The 8,328-nt window shown below is 61.0% G+C and carries 7 protein-coding genes, 1 tRNA gene and 2 pseudogenes; 3 read left to right on the forward strand and 7 right to left on the reverse strand.

Features of this window, described 5'->3' with window-relative positions:
• A partial coding sequence (locus tag AB0M20_RS15545; protein ID WP_364298530.1) for a beta-class phenol-soluble modulin occupies positions 1–84 on the reverse strand: 84 nt, incomplete at its 3' end.
• 350 nt (positions 85–434) lie between these two features.
• Between AB0M20_RS15545 and AB0M20_RS15550 the strand changes: the two genes are divergently transcribed.
• Positions 435–508, forward strand: a tRNA-Arg gene (locus AB0M20_RS15550).
• A gap of 346 nt (positions 509–854) precedes the next feature.
• Here AB0M20_RS15550 and AB0M20_RS15555 read toward each other — a convergent pair.
• Positions 855–1,397, reverse strand: coding sequence for a hypothetical protein (locus tag AB0M20_RS15555; RefSeq protein ID WP_002439396.1), 543 nt, complete (start codon positions 1,395–1,397; stop codon positions 855–857).
• A 439-nt stretch (positions 1,398–1,836) separates the two neighbouring features.
• On the opposite strand from AB0M20_RS15555, the pseudogene AB0M20_RS15560 reads away from it, so the two are divergent.
• Positions 1,837–1,978 (forward strand): annotated as a pseudogene (locus tag AB0M20_RS15560) (IS3 family transposase); the annotation flags it as partial.
• A 101-nt stretch (positions 1,979–2,079) separates the two neighbouring features.
• Here the strand turns inward: AB0M20_RS15560 and AB0M20_RS15565 are convergent.
• Genes AB0M20_RS15565 through AB0M20_RS15585 form a run of 5 tightly spaced genes read right to left on the reverse strand, consistent with a single transcriptional unit; the run spans position 2,080 to position 7,717 of the window.
• Positions 2,080–2,502, reverse strand: coding sequence for a metallophosphoesterase family protein (locus tag AB0M20_RS15565; protein WP_364298520.1), 423 nt, complete (start codon positions 2,500–2,502; stop codon positions 2,080–2,082).
• On the reverse strand, positions 2,502–3,878 hold the full coding sequence (locus AB0M20_RS15570; RefSeq protein WP_364298522.1) for an MFS transporter: 1,377 nt from the start codon (positions 3,876–3,878) through the stop codon (positions 2,502–2,504). The genes AB0M20_RS15565 and AB0M20_RS15570 overlap by 1 nt, the downstream gene beginning before the upstream one ends.
• A 19-nt stretch (positions 3,879–3,897) precedes the next feature.
• On the reverse strand, positions 3,898–4,425 hold the full coding sequence (locus AB0M20_RS15575) for a hypothetical protein (RefSeq protein WP_364298524.1): 528 nt from the start codon (positions 4,423–4,425) through the stop codon (positions 3,898–3,900).
• Entirely contained in the window at positions 4,422–6,224 is a 1,803-nt protein-coding gene (locus AB0M20_RS15580; RefSeq protein ID WP_364298526.1) for a dynamin family protein, read from the reverse strand. Before AB0M20_RS15580 ends, AB0M20_RS15575 begins: the two co-directional genes overlap by 4 nt.
• Positions 6,221–7,717 carry a dynamin family protein gene (locus tag AB0M20_RS15585; protein ID WP_364298528.1) on the reverse strand — a complete coding sequence of 499 codons (1,497 nt, stop codon included), beginning with the start codon at positions 7,715–7,717 and terminating at the stop codon, positions 6,221–6,223. The genes AB0M20_RS15580 and AB0M20_RS15585 overlap by 4 nt, the downstream gene beginning before the upstream one ends.
• Positions 7,718–7,902: 185 nt before the next feature.
• Between AB0M20_RS15585 and AB0M20_RS15590 the strand changes: the two are divergent.
• Positions 7,903–8,328: pseudogene (locus AB0M20_RS15590) on the forward strand (LuxR family transcriptional regulator); the annotation flags it as partial.

Consider the following 8,328-nt stretch of genomic DNA (forward strand, 5'->3'; position numbering starts at 1 on the left):
GTTAACAATACTTGCCCCTAATTGAGTGCCATCGTTAGTGATGGCTGCTTCTAAGATGTCTTTAAAAGCGTTAAATAATTTCATTATTAACACTCCTAAATGAGTTAATAACTCCAAAACGATCGGATACGTTTTGATTCGTTATCTCTATCGTTTTGTTACCTATACTATAAAGTTAATTTGACTCAATTTGTTGCATTTTTCATACTAAGTAATTAAGAGTTCCTAACTGTTGCTTTATTTAAGTTTTTTAACAGTTAGGCATGCACAACTGTATTGTGCTCGATTTTATTGATATAAACATATGAGATTTAATATCAAATTAACATTTATGTATAAAAACCTCTATTATAGTGAAAAATATAAATAATTTTTATTAGGTACCTATTGCTAAAAGACATATATTTAGATATAATAATTCTTGTGTTGAAAATGTCCTGGTAGCTCAGCTGGATAGAGCAATGGCCTTCTAAGCCATCGGTCGGGGGTTCGAATCCCTCCCAGGACGCTATAACAAAATAGTTTAAGGCATAAAGTTCTTAGACTTGTAAAAAGACAATTTCTATTGAGATAATATAGAAATTGTCTTTTTTATAATTATTCAAATCATTTTTAACTTTTTGAACTACTATCCTAATTACTTACTAAGTTGCATTAGTACAATTCCAACTTTTCCTTATTTTGTGTCACTAATCAATATTCGAGAGAAATACAGAATAACTTTTATAAATTCAAAGTCAGATTCTACATCAATTTTTCTCAAAATTTTTATATCAATGAACTTCTATTTACATTTCTTCACTATCTCCTTAACCGCAACAACTAGCAATAATATGAGGAATAATATATTTTTATCAATATCCTGCTTCAGTTTTTTCTCTATCTCTTCTGTCTTTCCATTCACTAAAGCTTTCATCTTCTTCAGCGTAATTCCAACCAGCACCACCACCACCAGCGCCATTAGCTTTTTGTTCAGGTGTTAAATGTGTAATAGCGTGTTGGCTTTCTTTTGCGCCTAAATACTCTTGGTATTCTTTACCACTATTAGCTTCTTCATTTATTTTTGTAGCATATTCAGCATTACTCATTCCATTATGTTCAGAACGACTTTCTTCTTGCATACGTTGATTTGCTTCAGCTTGTGTCTCTTTGTGACTAGCAGAATTCTTTTTAAAACCTTCAGTATTACTATTTTGGTTATTTTCAGTATAAACTTCATTACTATTATCAGACTCGTTATTAATAGTTTTATCTTTTGATTTCTCTTTCTTATTATCTTTCTTTTTTTGTTCTTGCTTATTTTTAGAAGCTTCATCATGGTCATTATCTTTTTGAACACAACCAGTTAATAATAAAGTCATTGCTATACTGGGTATTGCCATATATTTAAATTCCACATTTCCACGTCCTTTATATTTATTAATTAAATATTAACACAACCTAACAAAAAGTGAAGAACAACATAAAATTAAATCAAAAATATTTTGTAGAGTATATTGTTTTGTATAGATGATGTATTCAAAACTTCCTATAAATATTTATGTTAACTAAAATAAAATTAAAAATCATTATATCACTTGTCTTAGAGGTATTATAATTATAATTTACAAAATATACATCTTTGATTTGACAAAAATTTAATATTTATAATTTCACGAAATGATTAGATATGTAATGCCGTTTGGATAATTTAGCAGAATAATCATTTAAACTGACATGTTAGACATAAAAAGACGATAAGAACAAGACATCATCAGAAATATATTTCTGAAATTGAACACCTGTCTTTAACCCACTCAATAGGAAGTATCAATCTTCGCTAAAGTCTCCTTTTTCTACATCTATAACAAGCTTAATAAAGCTAACAACATTGTTATAGATTCTACAGAAAAGTACATTACAAATTATAGTTATAACCGAAACCAACAAAAAACTAGGCTACTTATCCTCTGGAAAGTACGGAGAATTAGCAGCCTAGAGATTAGTGATTCTTTTAAGTTCCCATGTTAAGAATGTAATATTTTAATGTCCCAGGTTTATTCTTTATATAAAAGTTTTGCTCTTATTATTCCTAACTGTCTAAAATTCAATCTTAACTGTTTCAATGATCTGATTTTCTCTATTTCTAAAATTCAAAATGATGGTATTTTCATCTTCCTTGTATACGAGTTCGGCAAAAGTTTCTTCAATTTGACTACGTGATTGAGAAATACTACCAGGATTAATTACATGGATACCACCTATTTGCTCATATTTTGCAACATGTGTATGTCCATAAAAGGCAAACAAACATCCTAATTCTTTTGCCTTTTCAGCCAGTTTCATTCGTGTTTGGTTTACTTGATAAAGATGTCCATGAGTATAAAAGGCACGCACCGGCGGGAGGCGATGCCCGGCGGCCAGGGCCCCGGAAGCGGCCAGCTCGGCGATGCGCAGCCGCACCTGCTCGAACGGCGGCACCGTCGAATCGTGGTCGATGCTGATGTTCATTCCAGCTGCCATCAGAGCAGCCTGGGTGGTGTGTTGCCGGCGGCGACGATGGCCTGCCGGATCGGCACCAGCGCGAGCAGGATCGCCCCGACCACGAAGAAGATCACCAGGGAGACGATGCCGAGGCGGTAACTGCTGGTCAGCTGGAACACCAGCCCGAACAGCAGCGGCCCCAGCCAGCTCGTGCCCTTGTCGCTGATCTCGTAGAAGCCGTAGTACTCGCCTTCCTTGCCGTGCGGGATCAGCTGCGAGAACAGGCTGCGCGACAGGGCTTGGCTGCCGCCCAGCACCAGCCCGATCGCCACGCCGAGCAGCATGAACGGCACCGGCTGCCCTTCCGGCAGCCAGAACGCGGCGAGCACCACACCCAGCCACAGCACGAGGCTGAGCAGCACGGTCTTGCGGGCGCCGATGCGGGTGGCCACCGCGCCGAGCAGCAGCGCGCCGCCGAAGGCGAGGAACTGCACGATCAGGATCGTGATGATCAGCGTGGACTGGCCGAGCTTCAGCTCCTCGGTGCCGAACTGGCTGGCCAGGGCGATGACGGTCTGGATGCCGTCGTTGTAGACCAGGTAGGCGAGCAGGAAGTACAGGGTCAGGGGGTACGCGCGGAGCCCGCGGATGGTCCGGCCCAGCTGTTTGAACCCGTCGGTGAGCACGTTGCCGCGGACCCGCCCGGCCTCCGCGCCGGGGTGCTCCTTCAGCCAGGCCAGGGGTACGAGCGTGAACACGCCCCACCACACCCCGGCCGACACGATGCACCAGCGCGCCAGGTCGAGGGTGCGCTGCGGGTCCCCGTCGACGCTGAGGGTCTGCACGACCACGAGGTTCAGCGCCAGCAGCAGCCCGCCACCCAGATAGCCCAGCGCCCAGCCGCGCGACGACACCCGGTCGCGGTCGTCGGGCCCGGCCAGCCGCGGCAGGAACGAGTTGTAGATGACGATCGACGCGCCGCCGGAGATGTTCGCGATCAGGAACAGCACCCCGCCCAGCAGGTACCGGTCGCCGGTGACGAACGCCATCGCGATCGTCGCGGCGGCGCCGGTGAACGCGGTCGCGGCCAGCAGCGGCTTCTTGCGCGGCACCCGGTCGGCGATCGCCCCGGTCACCGGCAGCACGAACACGGTCAGGAACACCGACAGCGACACCAGGTACGGGTAGTAGGAGCCGGCCGCGATCGTGATGCCGAGCGGGTGGACCCGGCCGTCGCACTCGTCGGCGCCCAGCGCGCAGCCGGCGGCCAGCTCGGTGACCGTGGTCAGGAACGGCCCCAGGAACACGGTGATGACCGTGGTGGAGAACGCCGAGTTGGCCCAGTCGTAGAAGTACCACCCGGTGCGTTCCCGGCGGGTGCTGCCCGCGGGCGCGGTCGTGTCGGTCGAGGCCATCGGGGGTGCGCTCCTGCGGCTAGGTCTGATCCGGCCGGTAGAACTTAGCGAGCGCCGCGGTCGCCGGGTCCTCCGACTCGGCGAGGGCGGCCCACGGATCCACCGCCGGGGGCAGCTCCTCCGCGGCGTATTCGGCCAGTTCGTGCGGATCCGGGGCCGCGGCGAGGGCGTCGGCGCCGACGGTGCCGGCGTCGATCAGGCCGAGGCTGCTGGAGTCGACCCACGGGAAGCCGTCCACCGGCTCGGGCAGCGGGCCGACGTCGACCTGCGGCGGGAAGAGGTCCACCGGCTCGTCGTTGACCGGCGCCGCGTCGTCCTCGCCCACCTGCTCGTGCTCCGCCGCGGTGGTGAGCTCGGCCTCCGGCTGGTGGTCCTCCCACGCGGGCAGCTGCTCCTCGTGCTCCGGCGGCGCATCCCACGCGCTGTCGTCCTCGTGGTGCGCCTCGGACAGATCCGGCTGGTCCTGCGCGTCGGTGTCGTCGACCGGCCCGAAGTCGTGGTCGAAATGGTGCTCGCCGTCGTGCCCGGCGTCGTGGTGATCGGTCATGACTGCTCCTTCGGGGCGGGGGAGAGCGCCGCCGCCCGGGACAGGACTTCGTCGGCCTTCTTCAGTTTTTGCCGGACCTCGTCGCGGTCCTGCTGTGCCTTCGCCCGTCGGCGTGCCCGCCCGGCCGCGTCCTCCGCGGCCGCCGCGTCCACCTCGGCGATGTGCGCGTCCAGCTCGCGCAGCCGCCGCTCGACGGCGTCGTCGACGGCCACGCTCAGCGCGTGGTGCAGGTCGGTGAGCCGGTACGCCACCTCGTCCGACAACGCCGCCCGCGCCTCGCCCAGCACGTCCCGCAGCCAGATCCTCGCCTGCTGCCGGTCCGACTGCACCCGCCGCCGGTACAGCACGTATCCGCCGGCGGCCAACCCGAGCCCGATCCCGGCGACGGGCACGAGCAGCCCGCCGGCGGCCACGCCCAGCACCGAGGCGCCCAGGATCGCACCGCGCCCGGCCATGAACGCGATCCCGCCGGCCGACAGCGCGATCAGCGCGTTGTCGGCGGATCCGTCGCGCATCGGCGCGGACTCCAGCGTGTGGCGCAGCGTCGCGTTGAGCCCGCCGAGCAGCTGGCCCAGCTCACCGGCGTCGAACACCTCGGCCAGGACGTTCTCGCCGACCTGCCGGAACGTGATCTCCAGGTCCTGCGACAGGCCGACCGCGACCGCCTGCAGCTCGGCGTCGAGCTGCTGCGGCAACGCGTTGAGACCGTCGCGGCCCGCGCCGTCGATGCGGGCGCTCATCTCCTGCTGCACGGCCGCCACCCGGGTGCGCAGCTTGCCGACCACCTCGACGCGGGCCCGCTGGGTCTCGCTGGACAGCAGCAGCGTCCAGTGCCGCGACTCGGTGCGTTTGCGGGCGGCCAGGGCGGCGCGTTCGGCGCGGACCCGCACCAGCTGGGCCGGGTCGGCCTCGGCGGCCTCCACCCGGGCGGCCGCGGCGCTCTCCAGGCGGGCCAGCTCGCCGCGGGCGGCGCGCAGCACGTTGGCCAGCTGCAGCTGGTGCCCGCGGCCGGCCAGGTCGACGAGGGCGTGCTGCAGGCCGGCGATCTGCGACGCGTCGACCAGCGGTGCCTGCTCCTTCGCCGGAACGGCCAGGGCCAGCTCGGCGAGGCGGGCCGACACCGGGAACCAGGGCGCGGCGGCGAAGCGCGGCGCGTGCGCCTGCAGCAGGGCGAGGTTGTCGTCGCGGATGCGGCGCCATCCCGGGTACGCGTCGACCTTCGTCAGCGCGAACACCACGTTGTTGACCCGTTCGCTGGCGGCCACCAGGAACGTCAGCTCCGGTTTGGACAGCGGCGCGGACGCGTCGGCGACGAACAACAGCGCGGTGGCCCGATCGACGGCGTCCAGGGCGACCGCGGTGTGCGCCGGGTCGAGACCACCGACGCCCGGGGTGTCGAGCAGGCTCACATACTGCAGCAGCGGCGCCGGGTGGGTCACCTCGATGCGCCGGGCCCGCTGCTCACCGGTCGCCCACCGGGGCAGGTCGGACAGGTCGCCGACGTCGACGGACTCGCCGCCGGGCAGCACCGCCCGCGCGGCCGCCGGGGAGCCGGGCGGGCCCGGCGTGAAGTGCAGGTAGGTGTTGGTGGCCACGGCGGCGTCCACCGGCGACAGCCCCGGCACGCCCAGCAGCGCGTTGATCAGCGAGCTCTTGCCGCGTTTCGTCTCGCCGACCAGCACGATCGACGGGCGGGTGACCCGGCGGCGGCGCAGCTCGGCCAGTTCGGCGCCGGCGTCCGGGTCGCGCCGGCGCACGTACGCGAGGGTGTCGGCGACGGTGCCCTCCAGCTCCTTCACGGCCGCACCTGCTTGCTGAGCAGGTAGAAGCCGCGGTGCGCAACCTGCGCGACCCGCGACTGCGCCGGGCCGGCCCCGGCGACCGCGTAGACCCGCCACCGGTTCGCCGCGGCCAGCGCGGCGTCGGCCAGCTCGTCGACGCCCGCCTCGGGCAGCCGCAGGATCCACCGCGCGTCCTCGGAGGTGGCCAGCCGGGTCAGCTCCTGCTCCCACTCCACCGGCATCGCGACGGTGCCGGTGGCGACCCGCTGCGCCGCTTCGAGCAGCCGCAGCCGGTGATAGCCGGGCTCGCGCAGCAGCTGCTCCACGGCGTCGCGGATCGCCTCGCGGTCGCGGGGGTCGCCGGTGTGCCCGGCCAGCTTCTCCAGCCGCGCCAGGGCCCAGCCGGCCTTGATGGCGTCGGAGCGCCACGTCATCACGTCGTCGAGGGTGTGCCGCAGCCGGGGGAAGCCGGACGCGGCGACCAGCCGGCGCACCAGCTCACCGGTGCCCAAGTGCTCGTCGGCGGCCAGCTGCACGATCGCGTACCCGATGCCGTAGAGATCCAGCAGGCCCAGCAGGCGTTCCCGCTGCTCGGCCGACACCGGCGCGGCCCGGGTGCGGAACAGGTCGACCGAGGCGAGCAGCACGCCCAGGTTGTCGGCGCGGCTCAGCGCCCGCAGCGCGTCGCAGTCGGCGCTGGTCAGCCGGCCCGCCTCTCCGGTCTCGGCGAGCAGCCCGGCCACCGGGATGACCTCGCTGACCGTGCGGGCCAGCAGCGCCGCCTGCTGCGCGGCCAGGGGCTCGGCGACCGGCCACGGGTCCTCCGCCCCGCCGACCAACGTGTCGATCTTGCCGAAGACGCCGAGCGCGTTGATCGGGGTGGACGCCAGCCGCGCCGACGCCGCCCGGAACGCCTCCAGGGCCCGCACGTCGTCGGCCCGCACCGCCTGGGTGAACACGTAGACGACGGCCTCGGCGGCGGCGACCTCACCGGCGGAGTCGGCGTCGATGTCCGCGTCGAACGGCGCCGTGTTCGTGGTCGTGCCGACGGCCTCCTCGGCGCGCAGCGAGACCTGGGTGTCGGTCGACGCCAGGCCCGGGGTGTCCACCACCGTCAGCGTCTGCAGCTTCTCGCTGGTCAGGGTCACGTCCACGTACGCGACGCGGGCCGCGGGGACGCCGAGACGCTGCGGGATCATGCCGTCGGCGTCCAGCGGGAGGCTCTGCCGGGACCCGTCGCGGCACACCACGTCGACCCGGTCGGCCGGCCCGTAGCGGAACCTGGTCACCACCCGCGTGCACTCGCCGACGGCGGTAGGCGCGACACGGCGCCCGATGAGCGCGTTGACAAGTGTCGACTTTCCGGCTTTCAGACGGCCGGCGATCGCCACGCGCAGTGGCTCATGAAGACGAACGCCGATGTGTCGTACCTGCCCACCGGCTTCCGAACCGACCCTGGCAACGATCTCGTCACACAGTGTGGCCAGCCTGCTGGATAGCGGTCCGGTCACGACGACTCGTCATCGGTGCACACTGTCGGCGACAATGTGCTGACCACGGCCGGGGTCCACATGCTCTCCGCGCTGCCTTCCTGGTGGCGAGGGGACAGACGGGGTGCCTGCCGCACCACAGACTACGGCCGGGGGCCAGGCGGAGGATCCCGTGTTCGTGCCACGACGGGGGAGGGAGGTGAGCGGTGGCTGACGCGTACGCACTGGCCGCCACCGCCGCCACCCACCTACAGCAACCGGGCCTGGTGATCATCACCGGGCCGCCCGGCGCCGGCCGCAGCAGCCTGCTCCGCGAGATCGCCGGCCGGTTCCGCGGCCCGGTGCACGCCGGCGGCGGCCTGGCCATGCTGCGCACCTCACCGGCGCTGGCCCTGTCGCGGGCGGTGCGGGCGCGGCTGCCCGGGCACGACGTCCACCTGCTGGCCGAGGCCGTCCGCTCCCGGGTGCGGGCCGGGCTGCTGCTGCTCGACGACCTGCACTACGCCGACGCGGCCACCCTCACGGCGCTGCCGCTGATCGCCCGGCACTGCCGGGTGCTGGCCGCGCTGCGCACCCCGCACCGCGTCGACGAGTCCGTGCTCACCGGCGCGACGCTGCTGGAGGTGCCGCCC

It is taken from the genome of Actinoplanes sp. NPDC051633, from assembly GCF_040681735.1.
In the GTDB taxonomy this organism is placed as follows: domain Bacteria; phylum Actinomycetota; class Actinomycetes; order Mycobacteriales; family Micromonosporaceae; genus Actinoplanes.

Coding starts and splice junctions, on each gene's coding strand:
- AB0M20_RS15575 (WP_364298524.1), bottom strand. CDS start 4,425: ATGACCGATCACCACGACGCCGGGCACGACGGCGAGCACCATTTCGAC.
- AB0M20_RS15570 (WP_364298522.1), bottom strand. CDS start 3,878: ATGGCCTCGACCGACACGACCGCGCCCGCGGGCAGCACCCGCCGGGAA.
- AB0M20_RS15565 (WP_364298520.1), bottom strand. CDS start 2,502: ATGGCAGCTGGAATGAACATCAGCATCGACCACGATTCGACGGTGCCG.